Genomic DNA, 23,319 nt, shown 5'->3' on the forward strand with positions numbered 1-23,319 from the left:
AGTTGAATCTTTGCGAATACGGTGTGCTTTTTCATTTGGCTTGTCGCCAGCAAAAAATAGCCAACAGGACGTCGTTTTTTGCCGTGTGGCGTGTTTTATTTTGTGATGTATTTCAAAGACGTGGCGGGAATAGCATGAAAAGAGGGGAAAGGCTTGCAGGCCGGATAAGGCGTGACGCCGCTATCCGGCCTCTGTTCGAGGAATTAATCCTGACGCAGTACGTTGTGGCCATAGGCCAGCAGCGCGTCGGTGACGTTGCGCATCATGCGGCTTTCTGGTGCAAAGCGGTGCCAGTACAGCATCCGACGCTGGAACAGGCCTGGCGTTAAGTCGATAAGCTCACCGCTTTCCAGCTCTTTCTCAATCTGTAAGTGTGGGATCATGCAGCAGGTTGTTCCCTGACGGGCTAACTGGACGAAGGCTTCAGACGAGTTAACGATATGGCACGGTACGCTGCCCGGCGGCAGGTCGAAGTTTTGTTGCAGGAACGCCTGGTGCATATCATCAAGATGGTCAAACGCGACCGCCGGGGCTTTCAGCAGGGCGGAACGGGTGACGCCGTTTGGGAAATAACGCTCGGCGAAAGGTTTAGAGCCAACAAACAGGTAGTCCAGCGCGCCCAGTTTATCCACCAGACAGCTTGGCAGCGCCTGATGTTGAATACTCACCGCACCGACTACTTCACCACGACGCAGACGTTCCTGGGTTCGGGTTTCATCTTCAACCTGCAGGTTCAGTCGAATCGGTGAATTAGCCAGTACCGGGGCCAGCGCCGGAAGTAACCAGGTCGCCAGACTGTCGGCGTTTACCGCCAGCGAAAGCAGAAGCGGCGTCGAGCCGGTTTGTTCATCGCCCAGCCACTCGTCTTCCAGCAGTTCAACCTGGCGCAGAAGCGCCAGTAGTTTCTGTCCCTGTTCCGTTGGGCGCGGCGGTACGGTACGCACCAGCAGCGGTTGTCCGAACATATTCTCAAGCTGTTTTATGCGCTGTGAAACCGCGGATTGCGTGATGCACAGCTTTTGCGCCGCGCGCTCAAATCCTCGTTCACGAATAACCGCATCCAGTGCTTGTAGTGTTCTGTAGTCCGGACGTTTCATTGCTTTGACGCACTCCTGAAATTTTTGCTTGTTCTGCACTATGACACAATTTTTGATTGGGTAAAGACGAAATCCGCCGCTTGCGAGCGGGTGTGGGGACATTTTTCTGCACAATGTTCTATAATGCGCGTGAATTTTCCCACCATATTCACACCACAGGCGAAACGATCATGACGCAGGATGAACTGAAAAAAGCAGTAGGATGGGCGGCACTTCAGTATGTACAGCCCGGCACCATTGTGGGCGTAGGTACAGGTTCAACAGCCGCACACTTTATTGATGCGCTGGGCACAATGAAAGGTCAGATTGAAGGTGCGGTATCCAGTTCGGACGCATCGACTGAAAAACTCAAAAGCCTTGGCATCCACGTGTTCGATCTTAACGAAGTGGATAGCCTCGGCGTATACGTTGACGGCGCGGATGAAATCAACGGTCACATGCAGATGATCAAGGGCGGCGGCGCAGCGTTGACCCGTGAAAAAATCATTGCTTCCGTGGCGAAGAAATTTATTTGCATCGCGGATGCGTCTAAAGAAGTCGATATTCTCGGCAACTTCCCGCTGCCGGTCGAAGTGATCCCAATGGCGCGCAGCGCTGTGGCTCGCCAGTTGGTGAAGCTGGGCGGTCGTCCTGAATACCGTCAGGGCGTCGTGACGGACAACGGCAACGTCATCCTCGATGTGCACGGTCTGGAGATCCTCGACGCCATCGCGCTGGAGAATGCCATCAATGCGATTCCAGGTGTGGTAACCGTCGGCCTGTTTGCCAACCGTGGTGCGGATGTCGCGCTGATCGGTACGCCTGACGGCGTGAAAACTATCGTAAAATGATCTGACGGGAGCGTCTTCTCCCGTTAAAAAAATTTTGGCAGGGCAAATTTGGTGACTTGTGTCACGTTTATAATATTGTCCTGCCGATCTCTCCAAAGAAAAAGTTATCGCCAGTATTTTCCTCTGACATTTCCCGTTGAATGACATTTCTTCAGCACGGCGACGCAAACGTTCATATTGCCGCAATATTATTTTTTGATATGTTGAAGAGACGGATGAAAATCCCACACACAACACATCAGTTTGAACAAAAAAGACAGGGTCGGGGAAATGGCAAAGGTATCACTGGAGAAAGATAAGATTAAATTTCTGCTGGTTGAAGGCGTGCACCAAAAAGCACTCGAAAGCCTTCGTGCAGCAGGTTATACCAACATCGAGTTTCACAAAGGTGCTCTGGACACTGAACAACTGAAAGAGTCCATCCGTGATGCCCACTTCATTGGCCTGCGATCCCGTACCCATCTGACTGAAGATGTGATTGACGCCGCAGAGAAACTGGTCGCGATTGGCTGCTTCTGCATTGGCACCAACCAGGTTGATCTAAGTGCAGCGGCAAAGCGCGGGATCCCTGTGTTTAACGCACCATTCTCTAACACACGTTCCGTTGCTGAGCTGGTGATTGGCGAACTGCTGCTACTGCTACGTGGCGTACCCGAAGCGAACGCCAAAGCGCACCGCGGCGTGTGGAATAAACTGGCTACCGGCTCTTTTGAAGCGCGTGGTAAAAAACTGGGGATCATCGGCTACGGCCACATTGGTACTCAGTTGGGCATTCTGGCGGAATCGCTCGGGATGCATGTCTTTTTCTATGATATTGAAAATAAACTCCCGCTTGGCAATGCCACGCAGGTACAGCATCTTTCCGACCTGCTCAATATGAGCGACGTGGTCAGTCTGCACGTGCCGGAAAATGCCTCCACCAAAAACCTGATGGGCGCGCGTGAGATTTCGCTGATGAAACCGGGGGCGCTGCTGATTAACGCCGCACGCGGTACGGTTGTTGATATTCCTGCGCTGTGCGACGCGTTAGCGACCAAACATCTGGCGGGGGCTGCAATCGACGTATTCCCAACCGAACCGGCAACTAACAGCGATCCTTTCACTTCGCCGCTGTGTGATTTCGATAACGTGATCCTGACGCCGCACATTGGTGGTTCAACGCTGGAAGCGCAGGAAAACATCGGTCTGGAAGTAGCTGGGAAACTGACCAAGTATTCCGACAACGGGTCTACGCTGTCTGCGGTAAACTTCCCGGAAGTTTCTCTGCCGCTGCACGGTGGTCGTCGTCTGATGCACATTCACGAAAACCGTCCGGGCGTACTGACGGCACTGAACCAGATTTTTGCCGAGCAGGGCGTCAACATTGCCGCGCAGTATCTGCAGACTTCAGCGCAGGTAGGTTATGTGGTTATCGATATTGAAGCGGATGAAGATGTGGCGGAGAAAGCGCTGCTGGCGATGAAAGCCCTTCCGGGAACCATTCGCGCTCGTCTGCTGTACTGATTTCCTCTACATGGGCAGGCGGTTGACTTGCCCATCTTTCCTCTGATTTCCCTGCCTCAAAATCTCTTTCTGTAACGCATACATTCTGTTTTCGAGCTTTGCCGCAGTTGGCAACTAAAGGCAGCATTGCGTGTTGTACAGCAATAAAAGGAATTTACGATAGGGGCGCAGCATAGCGCTGAAACGGGAAAGCCCCTACCGAAGCAGGGGCTCTAAAAAGGAAAGGGACGATGATGAGATACGTCATCATGCTGCTGATCCTGTTAATCATCGCTTGCCCAGCATATTAACAGAGAGTACGCAGGAGGGAGGTTCGCCTCCCTCACCCTTCACCGAGGAATTTAGGTCAAAAAAACGACGCTGTCAATCGGCAAAAAACGGCTACCACTCCCAGATTTTGGACGGCGTCACCACCGCTGGCAGCGGGATATCCCACTCTTCAACCGGCAATTTTTCTACTAACTGGCAGTCATGCGAGTAGCCCACGGGTTGGAGCTTATGCTGTTGCCAGTTTTGTAGCGTGCGGTCGTAAAATCCGCCGCCCATGCCCAGGCGTTGCCCGTCCTCATCAAATGCCACTAACGGCGTAATCAGTACGTCCAGCTTTGACAGCGGCAATACGTCGCGTACATCAAGCCGTGGTTCCTGGATCTTTAAGCGATTGGTCACCAGGTCGCTGCGCGGATGATAGTGCAGGAACAGTAAATTACCGGGACTGAAGGGATGAAGAACCGGAAGGTAAACGCGCTTGCCCGCTCGCCACAGCTGATCTATCAGCGGCTGGGTATCGAGTTCGCCATCGAACGAGAGAAATACCGCCACAGTATGCGCGAGTACAACAGGGGGAAAACTGAGCATTCGGGTCGCGGCTTGCTGACCGTAGTGTCGTTGCTGTTCAGAGGTCAGCGCGCGACGACGCTGTCGAATCAGTTGACGAATTTCTTGCCGGGATAAAGGGAGTTCAGAAAGTAGTGTCATGGCTGTTGCCAGGTAGAAGGGAATCTCCGAGATGCCGCCGCAGGCTGTAACCCTTGAACCCTTGGTTCAAGGTGAATGCGTCGTCACAGTTTTAAGGCTTCTCGGACGGGCCGAGCATGCTCACCAACCATGGAGCGCCACATTCTTGTGGTATGAAATATCGGCTCAGGGGACTGGCCCGCTTGCAAACATCTCAGAGAAATTTTGTCTTCACGGTCACTCTACCACAGTAAACCGAAAAGTGTTATTCAAAGTTTTGGCCCGTTTTTTCGGTTATGCGACCCTGATCAAGCAACGCCTGTTCGATGGTCTGTTGTAGCATCCGAATACGTTGTTCCATGCTCGCCGCGTACTCACGCGTCTTCGCTTTTTCCTGAGTTAATTCATAGCTGATGTTCAACGCGGCGATGAAAACCAACTGCTCAGTATTTGTGACTCTAGTGCGAACTTTCAGATCTTGCAATCGCTGATTGAGATCGTCCGCAGCCTGATTCAACGCATCCCTTTGTTCAGGCGGGCAATTCACTCGCAGTGAACGGCCAAATATTTGGATATCGACGGGTTGTGCAGACATGCCACCTTCCTGCTGATTGACTGCGCTGCCTTCGTCTCCAGACCTTGGGTCCGCGAAGGGGCGACACTATAGCTACCCTGGTATCAAGATACAAGCCCTTTTCTGGTCCACCAGGGCCCAAAGTGGTAGCATACCATGAATATTCCTCCCTTTGATGACGAATGCTTATGTCTATACAGAACGAAATGCCTGGCTACAACGACGTTAGCCAGTTTTTGAACCAACAAGGGGCTGGATTAACCCCGGCCGAAATGCACGGCTTGATCAGCGGGATGATTTGCGGCGGCAACAACGACAGCTCATGGCAGCCGCTGCTGCACGACCTGACTAACGAAGGTCTGGCCTTCGGTCACGAGCTGGCTCAGGCACTGATGAAAATGCACTCAGCCACCAGCGATGCCCTCGAGGACGACGGTTTCCTTTTTCAGCTTTATCTGCCTGAAGGCGACGACGTTAGCGTGTTTGATCGTGCCGATGCGCTGGCGGGGTGGGTAAACCACTTTTTGCTGGGCCTTGGCGTTACGCAGCCAAAGCTCGACAAAGTGACCGGTGAAACCGGTGAAGCGATTGACGACCTGCGCAATATCGCTCAGTTGGGATATGACGAAGACGAAGATCAGGAAGAGCTGGAAATGTCGCTCGAAGAGATTATCGAATACGTGCGCGTAGCCGCCTTGCTGTGTCATGACACGTTTACGCGTCAGCAGCCGACCGCGCCGGAAGTCCGTAAACCGACTCTGCACTAAGAACGAAACGCAAAGGAGAGTGTGATGAGCGAGATATCTCAGCAAGAATTCCAGCGTCGTCGCCAGGCTTTACTGGCACAAATGCAGCCCGGCAGCGCCGCGCTGATTTTTGCCGCGCCTGAAGCGACGCGCAGCGCGGACAGTGAATACCCGTACCGCCAAAGCAGTGATTTCTGGTACTTCACCGGTTTTAACGAACCGGAAGCCGTGCTGGTGCTGATTAAAAGTGATGACACTCATAACCACAGCGTTTTGTTTAATCGGGTTCGCGATCTGACGGCGGAGATCTGGTTTGGCCGCCGTCTGGGCCAGGATGCCGCACCGGCAAAACTCGGCGTTGACCGGGCGCTGGCCTTCAGTGAAATCAACCAACAACTGCACCTGTTGCTCAATGGCCTGGACGCGGTGTACCACGCGCAGGGCGAATATGCCTGGGCAGATGAGATAGTATGCACGGCGTTGGATAAACTGCGTAAAGGCTCCAGACAAAATCTGCACGCACCCGCCGCGATCATCGACTGGCGTCCAATGGTCCATGAAATGCGCCTGTTCAAATCACCAGAAGAAATTGCGGTCATGCGCCGTGCCGGAGAGATCAGTGCGCTGGCGCATACCCGCGCGATGGAAAAATGCCGTCCGGGAATGTTTGAATACCAGTTGGAAGGGGAGATTCACCACGAGTTTACTCGCCATGGCGCGCGTTACCCATCCTATAACACGATTGTCGGCAGCGGCGAAAACGGCTGTATTCTCCATTACACCGAAAATGAAAGTGAAATGCGCGATGGCGATCTGGTGTTGATTGACGCCGGGTGTGAATACAAAGGTTATGCGGGCGACATTACGCGTACCTTCCCGGTAAACGGCAAATTTTCCCCTGCTCAGCGTGAAATCTACGACATCGTACTGGAGTCATTAGAGACCAGTCTGCGCCTGTATCGCCCGGGGACGTCCATCCAGGAAGTCACCGGCGAAGTGGTGCGCATCATGATTACGGGTCTGGTGAAGCTTGGCATTTTGCACGGCGAGATCGACCAACTGATTACCGAAAATGCGCATCGCCCATTCTTTATGCATGGTCTTAGCCATTGGCTGGGACTGGATGTGCACGACGTTGGCGTTTATGGTCAGGACCGCTCACGTATTCTCGAGCCAGGAATGGTGCTCACCGTCGAACCGGGGCTGTATATCGCGCCGGACGCCGATGTGCCGCCTGCTTATCGTGGTATCGGCATTCGTATTGAAGATGACATCCTCATCACCGAGGACGGCAATGAGAACCTGACCGCCAGCGTGGTGAAGAAAGCGGATGACATTGAAGCCTTAATGGCTGCGGCGCGGCTGCAATGAGCGTGATTATCGTTGGCGGTGGTATGGTCGGTGCAACGCTGGCGCTGGCCATTTCTCAGCTCAGCCACGGGACTCTGCCTGTTCACCTGATAGAAGCGAGCGAACCTGAAACTGACCGCCATCCAGGGTTTGACGCCCGGGCGATCGCGCTGGCGGCAGGGACCTGCCAACAGCTGGCGCGAATTGGCGTATGGCAGGCGATTGCCGATTGCGCAACGGCGATCAAAACGGTTCACGTCAGCGATCGCGGCCATGCCGGATTTGTGACGCTGGATGCGCAGGAATACCGTATTCCGGCGCTGGGCCAGGTGGTGGAACTGCACGATGTCGGGCTGCGTTTGTTTGCGCTGCTGCGTAAAGCGCCGGGCATCACGCTACACTGCCCCGACCGTGTAGCCAGCGTGTCACGCACGCAGGAACGCGTTGAGGTTACGCTGGAAAATGGCGAGATGATCAATGGTCGCCTGTTGGTGGCCGCCGATGGCACGCGCTCCGCACTGGCTACCGCCTGCGGCGTTGACTGGCAGCAACAACCCTATGAACAACTGGCGGTGATTGCCAACGTCACGACCTCCGTTGCGCATGACGGGCGAGCGTTTGAACGTTTCACACAATATGGTCCGCTGGCAATGCTACCGATGTCTGATGGTCGCTGCTCGCTGGTGTGGTGCCATCCGCTGGAGCGGCGTGATGAGATTATGGCCTGGTCCGACGAACAATTTTGCCGCGAACTGCAAACTGCGTTTGGCTGGCGGTTGGGGCGTATTACCCAGGCCGGTAAACGCAACGCCTATCCGCTTTCATTAACCTCGGCGCAAAAAGCCATTATCCATCGTACTGTGCTGGTGGGGAACGCAGCACAGACGCTGCATCCCATTGCCGGACAAGGTTTCAACCTTGGTCTGCGCGATGTGATGAGCCTGGCTGAGACGTTGACGCAGGCGCAAAACTGCGCGGAAGATATCGGTGATTATGCGGTACTGGCACGCTATCAGCAGCGCCGCGAACGCGATCGCGAAACGACGATTGGTGTGACCAACAATTTGGTGTATTTGTTTGCCAATCGCTGGGCCCCGCTGATCGTTGGGCGTAATGTCGGGCTGATGGCGATGGAATTATTCACGCCTGCACGCGATGCGCTGGCGGAGCGGACCCTCGGTTGGGTTGCGCGATAGATATATCCTGTAGGCCGAATTAAAGAAGCTGGCCTGATTAGCGCAGCGCCATCAGGCAATGTCGCGGAAGTAATGCCGGATGGCGGATTTGCATTATCCGGCCTACGGTTTTTGATTGTCCTATTTTCAGGAGCAAACAGTGCAAAGTGTTGATGTAGCAATTGTTGGTGGCGGCATGGTGGGACTGGCGGTTGCCTGCGGCTTGCAGGGCAGCGGGTTGCGCGTTGCGGTGTTAGAACAACATGTTCCGCAGCCTTTGGCGGCGGATGCACCTCCTCAGCTTCGCGTATCGGCCATTAATGCCGCCAGTGAAAAACTGCTTAGCCGACTGGGCGTCTGGTCCGACATTGTTGCCCGTCGCGCTTGTTGCTACCACGGCATGGAAGTCTGGGACAAAGACAGCTTTGGGCGTATTGCGTTTGATGACCAGAGCATGGGCTACAGCCATTTAGGCCACATCGTTGAAAACTCAGAGATCCATTACGCACTCTGGCAAAAAGCGCAGCGTTCAGCGGACATTACGCTGATGGCGCCCGCTGAGTTACAGCAGGTAGCCTGGGGTGAGAATGAGGCATTTCTGTCCCTGAAAGATGGCGCAATGCTGACCGCTCGCCTGGTGGTCGGCGCCGATGGCGCTAACTCCTGGCTGCGCAACAAAGCGGATATTCCGCTCACTTTCTGGGATTACCGTCATCATGCGCTGGTGGCGACTATCCGTACGCAGGAAGCTCACGGCGCGGTTGCGCGGCAGGCGTTTCACGGTGAGGGGATCCTGGCGTTCCTGCCGCTCAGTGACCCGCACCTGTGCTCTATCGTCTGGTCGCTCTCGCCGCAGGAAGCAGAACGCATGCAGCAGGCAAGCGTTGATGAGTTTAATCAGGCGCTGAATATCGCTTTTGATAATCGCCTGGGGCTGTGCAGCCTTGAAAGCGAGCGTCAGGCGTTTCCGCTGACGGGACGCTATGCCCGTCAATTCGCTGCTCATCGTCTGGCGCTGGTGGGGGATGCGGCGCATACCATCCACCCGCTTGCGGGTCAGGGGGTTAACCTTGGCTTTATGGATGCGGCGGAGCTGATCGATGAGCTGAAGCGGCTACAGCGTCAGGGCAAAGATATTGGTCAGTATCTCTATTTGCGCCGCTACGAGCGCAGCCGTAAGCACAGCGCAGCGATGATGCTGGCCGGTATGCAGGGCTTTCGTGAACTGTTTGCTGGCGAGAATCCGGCGAAAAAACTGCTGCGTGATATTGGTCTGAAACTGGCCGATACCCTGCCAGGCGTAAAACCACAGCTCATCCGCCAGGCGATGGGACTGAACGATCTTCCTGAGTGGTTACGCTAGCGTCCGTAAGGACAATCTTAAGAGTTTGAGACCCGTCACACTTTCCACTCCCGGCCTGCGCGCCGGGGTGCTTCTCTCATTTGAAATAATCTAATTCCACGCCTTTTTTCGCATTAGTTTTTTTAATATTACGTTTTTTTCATAACGCCATTTTTGACAATTTTTCCACATTTAATGTTGGTTGGTGCTGTTAATTCCAGCTTGTATTTATTTTTTGTTCTGATTATTTGTCGTATGGGTGGGGTTTTGTTCTGCCGGTGATTTTGCTGTTTTTGGCCATAAGCTAATGTGATGGTTAATTTTGCCTTATGGTTTAGCGTCTGTTTCGGTGGTAAGTTCAGGACAAAGAGAACGTTTGCGTCGTGGCCCCTGGAGCGGCTGCGGTGCTGGGTTTCGTGGCGAAAATTTCACCGCGAAAGAGTTGGTAGCCCCGCTTATTCAACGAGGAAAAGATGGCTCAACAGACTCCTTTGTACGAACAACACACGCTATGTGGCGCGCGCATGGTAGATTTCCATGGCTGGATGATGCCACTGCATTACGGTTCTCAGCTTGATGAACACCATGCTGTTCGCACCGATGCCGGAATGTTTGATGTGTCACATATGACCATCGTCGACCTGCGCGGTAGCCGCACCCGGGAGTTCTTGCGTTATCTGCTGGCAAACGACGTCGCGAAGCTAACGAAGACGGGTAAAGCCCTCTACTCCGGTATGCTCAACGCGTCGGGCGGCGTGATAGATGACCTGATTGTCTACTACTTCACTGAAGATTTCTTCCGCCTCGTTGTAAACTCCGCCACCCGCGAAAAAGACCTCTCCTGGATTACCCAACACGCTGAACCTTACGCCATCGACATCACCGTTCGAGATGATCTGTCGCTGATTGCGGTGCAGGGCCCAAACGCGCAGGAAAAAGCAGCCACATTGTTTACTGACGAGCAGCGCCAGGCGGTAGAAGGCATGAAGCCGTTCTTCGGCGTTCAGGCGGGTGATTTGTTTATCGCAACCACCGGTTATACCGGCGAAGCAGGCTATGAAATTGCCATGCCGAGTGAAAAGGCGGCAGACTTCTGGCGTGCGCTGGTACAAGCAGGTGTCAAACCTTGCGGTCTTGGCGCGCGCGACACGCTGCGTCTGGAAGCCGGCATGAACCTGTACGGTCAGGAGATGGACGAAGGCATTTCTCCGCTGGCGGCCAACATGGGCTGGACCATTGCGTGGGAACCGACTGACCGCGACTTTATCGGTCGGGAAGCGCTGGAAATGCAGCGTGAAAAAGGCCACGAACAGTTGGTCGGACTGGTGATGACCGAGAAAGGCGTACTGCGTAATGAACTGCCGGTGCGTTTCACCGATGCTTCCGGCAATCAGCAGGAAGGCATTATCACCAGCGGGACATTCTCCCCAACCCTGGGTTACAGCATCGCGCTGGCGCGTGTCCCTGCGGGTATTGGTGAGACCGCGATCGTACAGATCCGTAACCGCGAAATGCCGGTAAAAGTGACTAAACCTGTTTTTGTGCGTAACGGCAAAGCCGTCGCGTAATTCATCCTTTTTTGGAGATTGATTGATGAGCAACGTACCTGCAGAACTGAAATACAGCAAAGAACACGAATGGCTGCGCAAAGAAGCTGACGGCTCTTACACCGTTGGGATCACCGAACATGCTCAGGAGCTGTTAGGTGACATGGTTTTCGTTGACCTGCCCGAAGTTGGCGCAACCGTCAGCGCGGGCGATGACTGCGCCGTTGCGGAATCCGTAAAAGCGGCATCCGATATTTATGCGCCAGTAGGCGGTGAGATTGTTGCGGTTAACGACGCGCTCAGCGACTCCCCGGAACTGGTCAACAGCGAGCCGTATGCAGGGGGCTGGATCTTCAAAATCAAAGCCAGCGATGAAAGCGAAATTGAATCGCTGCTGGATGCGACTGCATATGAAGCTTTGTTAGAAGACGAATAAATACGCTTCATTCTTCACGTTGCAGGTGTGTTGGCTTTCTTGCACACCTCAGTTACTTACTGATGTAAGCTCCTGGGGATGTGCTGCGTCGCCGCCTTCCTGCAACGCGAATTTTTCGCGTATTCAGGTAAGTAGAGACACCTACGATTCACTGCACGTTTCAGGAACCATCGCCCATGACACAGACGTTAAGCCAGCTTGAAAATAGCGGCGCTTTCATTGAACGCCACATCGGACCGGACGCCGCGCAGCAGCAAGAGATGCTGAATGCGGTTGGCGCAGAGTCGTTAAACGCGCTGATCGGCCAGATTGTGCCGAAAGACATTCAGCTCGCAACCCCGCCACAGGTGGGCGAGGCGGCGACCGAATACGCTGCGCTGGCTGAATTAAAAGCCATCGCCGGGCGTAACAAGCGCTTCACGTCCTACATTGGCATGGGCTACACCGCCGTGCAGCTGCCACCGGTTATCCTGCGTAACATGCTGGAAAACCCGGGTTGGTACACCGCCTACACCCCGTATCAACCGGAAGTCTCCCAGGGCCGTCTGGAAGCACTGCTGAACTTCCAGCAGGTGACGCTGGACCTGACCGGCCTGGACATGGCTTCCGCTTCTCTGCTGGATGAAGCTACTGCTGCAGCTGAAGCCATGGCGATGGCCAAACGCGTCAGCAAACTGAAAAACGCCAACCGTTTCTTTGTGGCGGCTGATGTTCATCCGCAAACGCTGGACGTAGTGCGTACTCGTGCGCAAACTTTTGGTTTTGACGTCATTGTTGATGACGCGGCAAAAGCATTGGATCATCAGGATGTGTTCGGCGTGCTGTTGCAGCAGGTTGGCACCACCGGTGAAGTGCACGACTACAGCGCCCTGATGGCTGAGCTGAAATCCCGTAAAATAGTGGTCAGCGTCGCTGCCGACTTTATGGCGCTGGTACTGCTGACTGCACCGGGCAAACAGGGCGCGGATATCGTTTTCGGCTCTGCGCAACGTTTCGGCGTACCGATGGGCTACGGCGGCCCGCACGCGGCATTCTTTGCCGCTAAAGATGAATTCAAACGCTCCATGCCAGGCCGTATTATCGGCGTCTCCAAAGATGCAGCGGGTAATACCGCCCTGCGTATGGCGATGCAGACTCGCGAACAGCATATCCGCCGCGAGAAAGCGAACTCCAACATTTGTACCTCGCAGGTTCTGCTGGCCAACATCGCCAGCCTGTATGCCGTTTATCATGGCCCGGTTGGCCTGAAACGTATCGCTAATCGCATCCATCGTTTGACCGATATTCTGGCAGCCGGTCTGCAACAGAAAGGATTGAAGCTGCGTCATGCGCACTACTTTGACACTTTGTGTGTTGAAGTGGCCGATAAGGCTGCGGTACTGGCGCGTGCTGAAGCGGCAGAAATCAACCTGCGTAGCGATATCCATAACGCGGTAGGTATTACGCTCGATGAAACCACCACCCGTGAAAACGTGGTGCAGTTGTTCAATGTTCTGCTGGGAGACAGCCACGGTCTGAACATCGAAACGCTGGACAAAGACGTGGCGCTCGACAGCCGTTCCATTCAGGACAGCATGCTGCGTGATGATGCGATCCTCAGCCATCCGGTGTTTAATCGCTATCACAGCGAAACCGAGATGATGCGTTACATGCACTCGCTGGAGCGCAAAGATCTGGCCCTGAACCAGGCAATGATCCCGCTGGGATCTTGCACCATGAAGCTGAACGCTGCCGCCGAGATGATCCCTATCACTTGGCCGGAATTCGCTGAACTGCATCCGTTCTGCCCGCCAGAGCAGGCAGAAGGTTATCACCAGATGATCGGCCAGCTTTCCGAATGGCTGGTAAAACTGACCGGTTATGACGCAGTCTGCATGCAGCCGAACTCCGGCGCGCAGGGCGAGTATGCGGGTCTGCTGGCGATTCGCCATTATCACGAAAGCCGTAACGAAGGCCATCGCGATATCTGTCTGATCCCGGCCTCTGCCCACGGTACCAACCCGGCCTCTGCACAGATGGCGGGTATGCAGGTAGTGGTTGTCGCCTGTGATAAAAACGGCAACATCGATCTTGGTGATCTGCGTGAAAAAGCGGCGCAGGCGGGTGAAAACCTCTCCTGCATCATGGTGACCTATCCCTCTACTCATGGCGTGTATGAAGAAACGATCCGTGAAGTGTGCGACGTTGTGCACCAGTTTGGCGGCCAGGTTTATCTTGATGGCGCGAACATGAATGCTCAGGTTGGGATCACCACACCGGGCTTTATCGGTGCCGATGTCTCACACCTTAACCTGCATAAAACATTCTGCATTCCGCACGGCGGCGGCGGCCCAGGTATGGGACCAATCGGTGTTAAATCGCATCTGGCGCCGTTCGTGCCGGGTCATAGCGTAGTACAGATTGAAGGGATGCTCACCCGTCAGGGCGCGGTTTCTGCGGCACCGTTCGGTAGCGCATCCATTCTGCCGATCAGCTGGATGTACATCCGTATGATGGGCGCAGAAGGTCTGAAGCAGGCAAGCCAGGTGGCGATCCTGAACGCTAACTACATTGCCAGCCGTCTGAAAGATGCCTATCCGGTGCTGTATACCGGTCGCGATGGTCGCGTGGCACATGAATGTATTCTCGACATTCGCCCACTGAAAGAAGAGACCGGCATCAGCGAACTGGATATTGCCAAGCGTCTGATCGATTACGGTTTCCATGCGCCGACCATGTCGTTCCCGGTAGCGGGTACGCTGATGGTGGAACCGACTGAATCGGAAAGCAAAGTGGAACTGGATCGCTTTATCAATGCGATGCTGGCAATTCGCGCTGAGATCGATCGCGTGAAAGCCGGTGAATGGTCGCTTACAGATAACCCGCTGGTTAACTCCCCGCACACGCAAAATGAGCTGGTCGCGGAGTGGAATCACGGTTACAGCCGCGAAATCGCCGTCTTCCCGGCGGGCGTAGCGAACAAATACTGGCCGACCGTGAAACGCCTTGATGACGTTTACGGTGACCGTAACCTGTTCTGCTCCTGCGTGCCGCTGAGCGATTATCAGTAATCGACTGATTCAGCTATCTTTTAAAGGCGCTTCGGCGCCTTTATTTTTGGGGAGAATAGTGATGGCTATAGCACTGGTTACGGGGGGCAGTCGCGGTATTGGCCGGGCAACCGCGCTGCAGTTAGCGCTAGAGGGTTACACGGTCGCCGTTAACTTTCATCACAATATTCGTGCGGCAACGGAGGTGGTGAACAATATCGCCGCTGCGGGAGGAAAGGCGTTTGCTCTGCGGGCCGATATCAGCGATGAAAGCCAGGTCGGGGCGATGTTTGAGTCCATTGACCGCGAGGGTGAGCCGCTGACTGCGCTGGTGAACAATGCCGGGATTTTGTTTGAACAGAGCACGGTGGAAAGCCTAACCGCTGAGCGTATTAATCGCGTCCTGGCGACGAATGTTACCGGCTATTTTCTGTGTTGTCGGGAAGCGGTAAAGCGCATGTCGTTTAAGCATGGCGGTCAGGGCGGGGCGATTGTGAATGTCTCTTCGGCGGCGTCACGGCTTGGCGCCCCGTTCGAATATGTTGATTATGCAGCCTCAAAAGGTGCGGTGGACACGCTTACCACCGGCCTCGCGTTGGAGGTTGCGGCGCAGGGGATACGCGTGAACTGCGTGCGACCCGGTCTTATCTACACGGAAATGCATGCGTCAGGCGGCGAGCCGGGAAGGGTGGATCGCGTGAAATCCATGTTGCCTATGCAGCGCGGCGGACAGCCGGAAGAGGTCGCGCAGGCGATTACCTGGCTGCTGAGTGAGAAGGCGTCTTACGTCACGGGCAGTTTTTTGGAGCTGGCCGGCGGGAAGTAATGCGTTGCTTGCCGGATGGCGGCGTAAATGTCTGCTCTGGTCTACAGGTACAGTTCCCGTAAACCCGATAAGCGCAGCGCCATCCGGCAAAAAATTACAGATTCTCGCCGTTGCTGGCAATCACTGCTTTATACCACTCAAAACTTTTCTTACGCGAACGCGACATATCGCCGGTGCCGTCGTCGTGTTTGTTCACGTAGATAAAACCGTAGCGTTTGCTGTACTGGCCGGTGGTGAACGAGACGCAGTCGATGCAGCCCCACGGCGTGTAGCCCATCAGATCTACGCCGTCATACGTTACCGCTTTCATCATCTCTTCGACGTGGGCGCGCAGATAGTCGATGCGGTAGTCATCGTGGATGCTGCCGTCTTCTTCAACTTTGTCGTAAGCGCCAAATCCGTTTTCAACGATAAACAATGGCTTCTGATAACGCTCGTACAGTTCGCATAAGGCGTAACGCAGGCCGACCGGATCAATCTGCCAGCCCCAGTCGGATGCTTTGACGTGCGGGTTCGGCACGCTGCCCTCAAAACCGGAAATAGCATCGCCGCTACCACCTTCCGCTTTTACCGCGTTGGTCATGTAGTAGCTAAATCCGAGATAGTCGCAGGTGCCTTCACGCAGGATTTGTTCATCGCCAGCTTCCATTCGAATATTGAATTCGCGGCGCTCCCACTCGTTCAGTACATAAGATGGATAGTAGCCGCGCAGTTGAACGTCGGTGAATACATAGCGTTCACGCATCGATTCCTGCGCGAACATCACATCTTCAGGCTTACAGGAGTACGGGTATAGCGGGACCATTGCCAGCATGCAGCCGACTTTCATTTCAGGGTTGATGCGACGTGCGGCTTTCACCGCCAGAGCGCTGGCCACGAACTGGTGGTGCAGCACCTGGTACATAGTCTCTTCCGGGTTTTCATGCTCGGTATACACCACGCCGGAGCAGCAATAGCCAAACAGCGGTGCACGCCAGTTACGCTGGTTGTTGATCTCGTTGAAGGTCATCCAGTATTTGACCTTGTGCTTGTAGCGCTCAAAGACCACTTCAGCAAAACGGACAAAGAAATCAACGACTTTACGATTGGTCCAGCTACCGTACTGTTGAACCAGGTGTAGCGGCATTTCGAAGTGGGAAAGGGTGATGACCGGTTCGATATTGTACTTCAGCAGTTCATCAAACATGTCGTCGTAGAATTTTAGCCCTTCTTCGTTTGGCTGGGTTTCGTCCCCTTTGGGGAAGATACGGGTCCAGGCAATTGACGTACGGAAGCATTTGAAGCCCATCTCGGCAAACAGCTTAATGTCTTCTTTGTAATGACCGTAAAAATCGACGGCTTCGTGGTTGGGGTAGTACTTACCTGGCACGACGTCCTGAGTGATTTCTCGCGGAACGCCGTGTGCCCCCCCGGTCAGTACGTCGCAAATGCTGGGCCCTTTGCCACCTTTATTCCAGCCGCCTTCAACCTGATGCGCCGCAACCGCGCCGCCCCATAAAAAATCGTTTGGTAAGGTAATTTTTTTCATCTGCGCTCAGTCTCAAATTAATACAATCTGATTTTGAGTCTAACAAAGGAAAGATAAATGTCACGATATAACAAAATAGCGTTAATGTGATTTGTTACATCAAAAAAACATATTGTTTTTTTACGCTATTCTTTTCGCCAGTTTGCGACCGAGTGATTCCAGAATATAAATAACGGGGATCTGCGTGGTTATATCGTATACCCCGGCAATGCGTGTCTGTGGAACGTGCCAGGAGAGATTAAAGTCGGCAAGCCTCGCGAGGCGCGAATGTTCATGGCTGGTGACCGACAGAACCTTACAGTTATGCAGACTGAACTGGCTGGCAAAGCGTAGGATCTCTTCGGTTTCTCCAGAAACGGAAAGCACGATCGCCAGTGCGTTTCTGGCCATATCATTAGTCACCGGGAAATAAGGGTCATCGATGTGGTTACTAAATTTTCCGACGTTTGAGAAAAAACGAGCGCCATATTTTGCCAGAGCTCCGGATGTTCCCGCCCCGACGAATATAATACGCTCGGAAGATAATATAATATCAACAGCCTGATCGAGTAGTTTGTCGAACTCGTCGTTATTAACGCCTTTAAAGAAGCTGATGATTTCGCTGGCACCGAAATTAGCCTGTTGCGGTTCATTCTGCTCTAAATATAATTTGAAGCGTACGCGAAATTCTGAGTAACCTTCACACTTAAGCTTGCGGCAAAAGCGCAGTACGGTGGTGGTGGAAACGCCCACGGCATCCGCCAGTTCACGAATGGTCATGTACATGACTTTGTCACGGTTTTTGATGACATAGTTGTAGACCAGCATCTCAAGATTGTTGAGACTGGCGATGGCAGCGTGGGAGAACATACTCACAATGGCAAAACTCACTCATCAGACTTCATCTACAGGGAATAATAACATGCAGCCAAATGACATCACTTTTTTTCAGCGTTTCCAGGATGACATTCTGGCCGGACGCAAAACCATTACGATTCGTGACGAGTCCGAATCACACTTCAAAGCCGGTGACATTCTACGGGTTGGGCGCTTCGAAGATGAGGGGTACTTCTGCACGATTGAGGTTGTTGGCACCTCAACCGTCACGCTGGATACGCTGACGGAGAAACATGCTCGCCAGGAAAATATGACGCTAGAAGAACTTAAACACGTGATTGCCGAGATTTACCCGGATCAAACACAATTTTATGTGATTGATTTTAAATGCCTTTGATTTTAACGGTACGCCTGTTAGCTGAATATTAAAATATAATATCATGATTTTTATGGATTATTATTTAGTTGGCAAATATTTTAGCTAACAGGTGTTCACTGGAACCATTCTCAGTTACGCTAGAGGAGCAATCACGATAGTGTTCGTTTCTCGGGAGTAAAATATGGTTCAGAAGCCATTAATTGCGCAGGGATATTCGCTGGCAGAGGAAATAGCCAATAGCATCAGTCACGGTATCGGGCTGGTGTTTGGGATTGTCGGACTGGTATTGTTGCTGGTTCAGGCAGTGGATACCAACGCCAGCGCCATGGCGATAACCAGCTATAGCCTGTATGGCGGCAGCATGATCCTGCTGTTCCTCGCCTCAACTTTATATCACGCGATCCCCCATCAAAGAGCGAAAGTCTGGCTGAAAAAGTTCGACCACTGCGCGATTTATCTGCTGATTGCCGGGACCTACACGCCATTTCTGCTGGTGGGGCTGGATTCGCCGCTGGCACGTGGACTGATGATTGTTATCTGGAGCCTGGCGCTGCTCGGTATTTTATTCAAACTGACCATTGCGCACCGGTTTAAGGTCCTGTCGCTGGTAACCTACCTGGCGATGGGCTGGCTATCGCTGATTGTGGTGTATCAACTGGCGGTTAAGCTGGCGGTGGGTGGTGTGACGTTGCTGGCAGTTGGTGGTGTGGTGTATTCGCTGGGCGTTATTTTTTACGTCTGTAAGCGCATTCCATACAACCACGCGATCTGGCACGGCTTTGTGCTGGGTGGCAGCGTTTGCCATTTCCTGGCGATCTACCTGTACGTGGGGCAGGCGTAATTATTATTACCCAGCGGTGCTGTGCTTACCGGGTCTTTAAAACGCGCGACCCGGTAAGATAAAGTCACCACCCGGCGATTTACTCTTCCAGCGAATACGGCAGCGGTACGATATGCAGCGTTTTTGCGTCGTCACGAACGCTGAACACACTGTCGGCTTCCATGTCGTTATTCATCACAACCTGCACCAGTACCTGTCCATCCGCCAGTTGCACCGCTGCGAGTACGGTGCCGGTACGACGCCAGTTCTCGCCCATTTTCAGCTCCAGGTCTTCACCTGCTTCCGGTACCCGACTGGCCGCACCTGCCAGCGTCCACATGGCACGTTTGTTGGCTCCGCGGAATTTTGCGCGAGCAACCATTTCCTGACCGGTATAACAGCCTTTTTTAAAGCTGATCCCGCCCAGAGCCTGCAGATTGGTGGCTTGCGGAATAAACTGTGCGCTGTTGGTAGTATCAATCACCGGAATACCTGCTTCGATATCCAGCGCCAGCCATTGTTGGCTGTTATTTAACTCCGCTTCACCGCGCAGCTTCTCTACCAGGGTTTCCGCCGTTGCAATATCAACGATCAGCAGGAAACGCTCAGCGGGATGTTCGAACCACAATATGGTGGAAGAACCCTCAGTAATGACCTGCTTATCGCTGTTTGGTAATTCGCTAAAGAGATTGGCCAGCGCTGCGCGCGCTTGGAATCCCGCGACGCCCAGCAGTACGCGCTCGTCGTCCGGGGCAATCGCCACCTTCGAGAAGACCGCATATTTTTTCAGTTCGGTGAGCTGCGCATCGCGCAGATTACGGCGCTCAAGCCATGCAAAACCGTCACCCTGGCGGAACAGACGCAGGGGGCTCCACATTTTACCTTTGGCGTCACAATGTGCTGCCAACACGTGCTGATGCTCGGTCATCTGGCTGACATCCGCTGTGACCTGACCCTGAATATACTTCTCACTGTCGACACCGGTGATGGTGGCGAGCGCCCATTCATCGAGCGTCATTAGCGTCAGAGGCAAGCGCGTTGACGCGAAAGGCTGGCGAGGAGGAAAAGATATAAAAGCCATAATTAATGTCCTGATTTGCTTAACGCAGTGATAATGACTAATGGTAAAAGAGCTATGGCCCATTGCAAGCGGTTTAAACAGGCTATTTGTGCCATATATTAAGCTTTGCGAGGAGACATCCAAAAATGCTGAATCCTTTGACTTAATGTGGTTTTATTTAGCGAGCACGCTTCCGTTTACTGATATTCCCGTAAATATGAGGGAAAAACACGTTACAATAGCGGGATACTTCGTTTTCGCGAGACAGGAAGAAGAACATGGATATTAACAACAAAGCACGTATTCATTGGGCATGCCGTCGCGGTATGCGTGAGCTGGACATCTCGATCATGCCGTTTTTCGAACATGAATATGACAGCTTAAGTGATGAAGAAAAACGTATCTTTATCCGTCTGCTAGAATGTGATGATCCAGACTTATTTAACTGGTTGATGAATCATGGGAAACCGGCTGATGCTCAGCTAGAGCAGATGGTGCGACTTATCCAGACACGGAATCGGGAACGTGGTCCAGTGGCAATCTGATTTACGCGTTTCATGGCGCGCGCAATGGCTTTCGCTGCTCATTCATGGGCTGGTGGCGGTATTTATTTTATTGATGCCCTGGCCATTGAGCTACACCCCATTATGGCTGGTTCTGCTCTCTCTGGTGGTGTTCGATAGCGTCCGTAGCCAGCGCCGAATCAATGCCTGTCAGGGCGAGATTCGGCTGTTGATGGACGGTCGTCTACGCTGGCAAGGGCAAGAGTGGACTATTGCTAGCGCACCCTGGATGGTCAAAACAGGCATGATGCTGCGTTTACGTTCCGATGCCGGAAAACGTCAGCATTTGTGGCTGGCGGCAGACAGTATGGATGACGCGGAGTGGCGGGATTTGCGGCGGTTAATACTGCAACAGGCGAAGCAGGGATAATGCTGATGAATGCCTGATGGCGTGCAGCGTTAAGGTCTACGGTTCGGTGCGGCATGTAGGCCGGATATGGCGTTTACGCCTACATCCGGCAAAATGGTTATCAGGACCAGTGTTCGGCCATTTCACCAAGGATTTGCTCGCACCAGGCCTGAATGCGTTCATCGCTGAGATCGTACTGGTTTGTTTCATCCAGTGCCAGGCCAACAAACAGCTGTCCATCGGCAATGACGGGCTTATCGCTGGTAAATTCATACCCTTCGGTTGGCCAGTAACCAACAAATTTTACGCCTTTGGTGACCAGTTTATCGTGCAGCATACCCAGCGCATCCAGGAACCATTCACCGTATCCCAACTGATCGCCCATACCGTAAAGCGCAACAATTTTGCCTTCCAGGTTGAGGTCGTCCAGTTGCTCCCAGACCGCTTCCCAGTCCTCTTGGATTTCACCGAAATCCCAGGTTGGGATGCCTAAAATGAGCACGTCATACTGCTCCATTAAGGTCGGGGAATCATCTTTGAGGTTGTGCAGTGTCACCAGTTCGGGACCCAGGATATCGCGGATTTTTTCTGCTGCCATTTCGGTATAGCAGGTGCTGGAACCGTAAAAAAGACCCATGTTCATGACGTAAACATCTCAATTCTGCTGTAGCGTTGCGGGTAGTGTAACAGAATCGCCGCATTCTCGGCACAATGAGGCATAATGCATCAAAAATGAGAGTGAAATAAGGGGCGCGAGTGGAACAGGATCTGGCGCGCATCGAGCAGTTTCTTGATGCCCTGTGGCTGGAACGAAATCTGGCGGAAAACACGCTAAGTGCGTATCGTCGCGATCTGACCATGCTTGTCGAATGGCTACATCACCGCGGCGCCTCGCTTGCGACCGCGCAGAGTGATGACCTGCAAGCATTGCTGGCTGAGCGGATGGATGGGGGATATAAAGCCACCAGTTCCGCACGCTTGCTCAGTGCAATGCGGCGTTTTTTTCAGCATCTGTACCGTGAAAAATATCGCGAAGATGACCCCAGCGCCTCGCTTGCATCACCTAAACTTCCGCAGCGTCTGCCCAAAGATCTCAGCGAAGCACAGGTCGAACGACTTCTGCAGGCGCCGCTGATAGAACAACCGCTGGAACTTCGCGACAAAGCCATGCTGGAAGTATTGTATGCCACAGGCCTGCGCGTGTCTGAACTGGTGGGGCTGACGATGAGTGACGTCAGCCTGCGTCAGGGCGTGGTTCGGGTGATCGGTAAAGGTAATAAAGAGCGCCTTGTCCCGTTAGGTGAGGAGGCGGTGTACTGGCTGGAAACGTACCTGGAGCATGGGCGTCCGTGGTTGCTCAACGGTGTATCAATAGATGTGCTGTTTCCCAGCCAGCGGGCGCAACAGATGACTCGCCAAACCTTTTGGCATCGTATCAAACACTATGCTGTGTTGGCTGGAATCGACAGCGAAAAGCTGTCCCCGCACGTCCTGCGGCATGCGTTTGCCACGCATCTGCTCAACCATGGCGCTGATCTGCGCGTGGTGCAGATGCTACTGGGGCATAGCGACCTCTCGACAACGCAGATTTATACTCATGTCGCAACGGAGCGCTTGCGGCAACTACATCAACAGCATCACCCGCGAGCGTGAGTGCTGACAGGAAAGGATAGGTTATGAAAAAACGTTTTATGATGTTCACCCTGCTGGCGACGGCGTTTTCCGGCATGGTACATGCAGACGATGCGGCGATTCGCCAGTCATTAGCGAAGCTGGGTGTTAAGAGTACCGAGATTCAGTCTGCTCCGGTTGCGGGCATGAAAACTGTACTGACCAATAGCGGCGTGTTGTACGTTACCGAAGACGGTAAACATATTATTCAGGGACCGATGTATGACGTGAGCGGTGCAAGCCCGGTAAACGTTACCAACCAACTGCTGATGAAGCATTTGAACGCGCTGGAAAACGAGATGATCGTCTACAAAGCGCCGCAGGAAAAACACGTCATTACCGTTTTCACCGACATCACCTGTGGCTACTGCCACAAGCTGCATGAAGAGATGAAAGACTACAATGCGTTAGGGATCACCGTACGCTATCTGGCCTTCCCTCGTCAGGGACTGGAAAGCCAGGCCGAGCAGGACATGAAATCTATCTGGTGTGCGAAGGACAAAAACAAAGCCTTTGACGACGCCATGGCTGGCAAAGATGTGAAGCCAGCGACCTGTAATGTGGACATCGCTAACCACTACGCGCTGGGCGTACAGTTTGGCGTCAGCGGTACGCCGGCGATTGTGCTGAGCAATGGCTATGTAGTGCCTGGCTATCAGGGCCCGAAAGAGATGAAAGAATTCCTCGACGCACATGCAAAACAAACCAGCGGTAAATAATT

Annotated in this window: 23 protein-coding genes and 1 other RNA gene; 16 read left to right on the forward strand and 8 right to left on the reverse strand. The window is 53.4% G+C overall.

Translation table 11 applies throughout. The features are described from left to right. Nucleotides 1-203: 203 nt before the first annotated feature. A complete protein-coding gene (gene argP, locus KQJ19_RS07000) occupies nt 204-1,097 on the reverse strand; it encodes a DNA-binding transcriptional regulator ArgP (RefSeq protein ID WP_003825477.1) in 894 nt (297 codons plus the stop codon). Between the two features lie 170 nt (nt 1,098-1,267). Here argP and rpiA point away from each other — a divergent pair, with 170 nt between their 5' ends. After that, entirely contained in the window at nt 1,268-1,927 is a 660-nt protein-coding gene (rpiA, locus tag KQJ19_RS07005) for a ribose-5-phosphate isomerase RpiA (RefSeq protein ID WP_016154364.1), read from the forward strand. Nucleotides 1,928-2,197: 270 nt separating this feature from the next. Further along, nucleotides 2,198-3,430, forward strand: coding sequence for a phosphoglycerate dehydrogenase (gene serA / locus KQJ19_RS07010; RefSeq protein WP_016154363.1), 1,233 nt, complete (start codon nt 2,198-2,200; stop codon nt 3,428-3,430). Nucleotides 3,431-3,811: 381 nt separating this feature from the next. Here the strand turns inward: serA and KQJ19_RS07015 are convergent, their stop codons facing one another. The 3 genes from KQJ19_RS07015 to zapA form a co-directional block, all read right to left on the reverse strand. After that, the gene (locus KQJ19_RS07015; protein WP_216403481.1) at nt 3,812-4,408 is read right to left on the reverse strand and encodes a 5-formyltetrahydrofolate cyclo-ligase; all 597 of its coding nucleotides are present in this window, start codon (nt 4,406-4,408) and stop codon (nt 3,812-3,814) included. Between the two features lie 19 nt (nt 4,409-4,427). Next, nucleotides 4,428-4,611, reverse strand: a non-coding RNA gene (gene ssrS / locus KQJ19_RS07020) — 6S RNA. A gap of 41 nt (nt 4,612-4,652) precedes the next feature. Continuing rightward, the gene (zapA, locus tag KQJ19_RS07025) at nt 4,653-4,982 is read right to left on the reverse strand and encodes a cell division protein ZapA (protein ID WP_003026980.1); all 330 of its coding nucleotides are present in this window, start codon (nt 4,980-4,982) and stop codon (nt 4,653-4,655) included. A 167-nt stretch (nt 4,983-5,149) separates the two neighbouring features. Here zapA and KQJ19_RS07030 point away from each other — a divergent pair, with 167 nt between their 5' ends. The 8 genes from KQJ19_RS07030 to KQJ19_RS07065 all read left to right on the forward strand — a co-directional run bounded on the left by KQJ19_RS07030 (nt 5,150) and on the right by KQJ19_RS07065 (nt 15,412). After that, nucleotides 5,150-5,728, forward strand: a complete 579-nt coding sequence (locus tag KQJ19_RS07030) for a YecA family protein (RefSeq protein WP_016157420.1) — start codon at nt 5,150-5,152, stop codon at nt 5,726-5,728. 24 nt (nt 5,729-5,752) lie between these two features. Beyond that, complete coding sequence (pepP, locus tag KQJ19_RS07035; RefSeq protein ID WP_075847442.1) at nt 5,753-7,078, forward strand: Xaa-Pro aminopeptidase; 1,326 nt, start codon at nt 5,753-5,755, stop codon at nt 7,076-7,078. Continuing rightward, nucleotides 7,075-8,253, forward strand: a complete 1,179-nt coding sequence (ubiH, locus tag KQJ19_RS07040) for a 2-octaprenyl-6-methoxyphenyl hydroxylase (RefSeq protein WP_200047150.1) — start codon at nt 7,075-7,077, stop codon at nt 8,251-8,253. Before pepP ends, ubiH begins: the two co-directional genes overlap by 4 nt. A gap of 139 nt (nt 8,254-8,392) precedes the next feature. Continuing rightward, nucleotides 8,393-9,595, forward strand: a complete 1,203-nt coding sequence (ubiI, locus tag KQJ19_RS07045) for an FAD-dependent 2-octaprenylphenol hydroxylase (RefSeq protein WP_016154357.1) — start codon at nt 8,393-8,395, stop codon at nt 9,593-9,595. A 452-nt stretch (nt 9,596-10,047) separates the two neighbouring features. Continuing rightward, entirely contained in the window at nt 10,048-11,142 is a 1,095-nt protein-coding gene (gcvT, locus tag KQJ19_RS07050) for a glycine cleavage system aminomethyltransferase GcvT (RefSeq protein ID WP_047499315.1), read from the forward strand. 25 nt (nt 11,143-11,167) lie between these two features. After that, a complete protein-coding gene (gene gcvH, locus KQJ19_RS07055) occupies nt 11,168-11,557 on the forward strand; it encodes a glycine cleavage system protein GcvH (protein ID WP_003026965.1) in 390 nt (129 codons plus the stop codon). 176 nt (nt 11,558-11,733) lie between these two features. Then, nucleotides 11,734-14,607 carry an aminomethyl-transferring glycine dehydrogenase gene (gcvP, locus tag KQJ19_RS07060; protein WP_019077632.1) on the forward strand — a complete coding sequence of 958 codons (2,874 nt, stop codon included), beginning with the start codon at nt 11,734-11,736 and terminating at the stop codon, nt 14,605-14,607. Between the two features lie 61 nt (nt 14,608-14,668). Continuing rightward, nucleotides 14,669-15,412 carry an SDR family oxidoreductase gene (locus KQJ19_RS07065; RefSeq protein WP_016154354.1) on the forward strand — a complete coding sequence of 248 codons (744 nt, stop codon included), beginning with the start codon at nt 14,669-14,671 and terminating at the stop codon, nt 15,410-15,412. A 94-nt stretch (nt 15,413-15,506) separates the two neighbouring features. Here KQJ19_RS07065 and bglA read toward each other — a convergent pair whose 3' ends face one another. Then, nucleotides 15,507-16,940: a 6-phospho-beta-glucosidase BglA gene (gene bglA, locus KQJ19_RS07070; protein ID WP_216403482.1), complete on the reverse strand. Its 1,434-nt coding sequence runs from the start codon at nt 16,938-16,940 to the stop codon at nt 15,507-15,509. Between the two features lie 120 nt (nt 16,941-17,060). Further along, nucleotides 17,061-17,789 (reverse strand): MurR/RpiR family transcriptional regulator, encoded by a 729-nt coding sequence (locus KQJ19_RS07075; RefSeq protein WP_049282170.1) that lies wholly within the window; start codon nt 17,787-17,789, stop codon nt 17,061-17,063. Between the two features lie 52 nt (nt 17,790-17,841). Between KQJ19_RS07075 and yqfB the strand changes: the two genes are divergently transcribed. Together yqfB and KQJ19_RS07085 are read left to right on the forward strand one after the other, a co-directional pair. After that, a complete protein-coding gene (gene yqfB / locus KQJ19_RS07080) occupies nt 17,842-18,153 on the forward strand; it encodes a N(4)-acetylcytidine aminohydrolase (RefSeq protein WP_016154352.1) in 312 nt (103 codons plus the stop codon). A gap of 163 nt (nt 18,154-18,316) precedes the next feature. Continuing rightward, nucleotides 18,317-18,976 carry a hemolysin III family protein gene (locus tag KQJ19_RS07085; protein WP_016154351.1) on the forward strand — a complete coding sequence of 220 codons (660 nt, stop codon included), beginning with the start codon at nt 18,317-18,319 and terminating at the stop codon, nt 18,974-18,976. Between the two features lie 79 nt (nt 18,977-19,055). Here the strand turns inward: KQJ19_RS07085 and ygfZ are convergent, their stop codons facing one another. Next, nucleotides 19,056-20,036 (reverse strand): tRNA-modifying protein YgfZ, encoded by a 981-nt coding sequence (ygfZ, locus tag KQJ19_RS07090; RefSeq protein ID WP_216403483.1) that lies wholly within the window; start codon nt 20,034-20,036, stop codon nt 19,056-19,058. Nucleotides 20,037-20,293: 257 nt separating this feature from the next. On the opposite strand from ygfZ, the gene sdhE reads away from it, so the two are divergent. Further along, nucleotides 20,294-20,560: an FAD assembly factor SdhE gene (gene sdhE / locus KQJ19_RS07095; protein ID WP_016154349.1), complete on the forward strand. Its 267-nt coding sequence runs from the start codon at nt 20,294-20,296 to the stop codon at nt 20,558-20,560. Continuing rightward, nucleotides 20,541-20,948, forward strand: a complete 408-nt coding sequence (locus KQJ19_RS07100) for a protein YgfX (protein WP_016154348.1) — start codon at nt 20,541-20,543, stop codon at nt 20,946-20,948. Before sdhE ends, KQJ19_RS07100 begins: the two co-directional genes overlap by 20 nt. Before the next feature lie 100 nt (nt 20,949-21,048). Here KQJ19_RS07100 and fldB read toward each other — a convergent pair whose 3' ends face one another. Next, entirely contained in the window at nt 21,049-21,570 is a 522-nt protein-coding gene (fldB, locus tag KQJ19_RS07105; protein ID WP_016154347.1) for a flavodoxin FldB, read from the reverse strand. Between the two features lie 113 nt (nt 21,571-21,683). On the opposite strand from fldB, the gene xerD reads away from it, so the two are divergent. Next, a complete protein-coding gene (gene xerD, locus KQJ19_RS07110; protein ID WP_016154346.1) occupies nt 21,684-22,580 on the forward strand; it encodes a site-specific tyrosine recombinase XerD in 897 nt (298 codons plus the stop codon). Nucleotides 22,581-22,603: 23 nt separating this feature from the next. Next, nucleotides 22,604-23,317 (forward strand): bifunctional protein-disulfide isomerase/oxidoreductase DsbC, encoded by a 714-nt coding sequence (dsbC, locus tag KQJ19_RS07115; RefSeq protein WP_047357820.1) that lies wholly within the window; start codon nt 22,604-22,606, stop codon nt 23,315-23,317. The last annotated feature ends 2 nt before the right edge of the window (nt 23,318-23,319 follow it).

This window comes from Citrobacter sp. S46_ASV_140 (assembly GCF_018919545.1).
Taxonomy (GTDB): Bacteria; Pseudomonadota; Gammaproteobacteria; order Enterobacterales; family Enterobacteriaceae; genus Citrobacter; species Citrobacter braakii.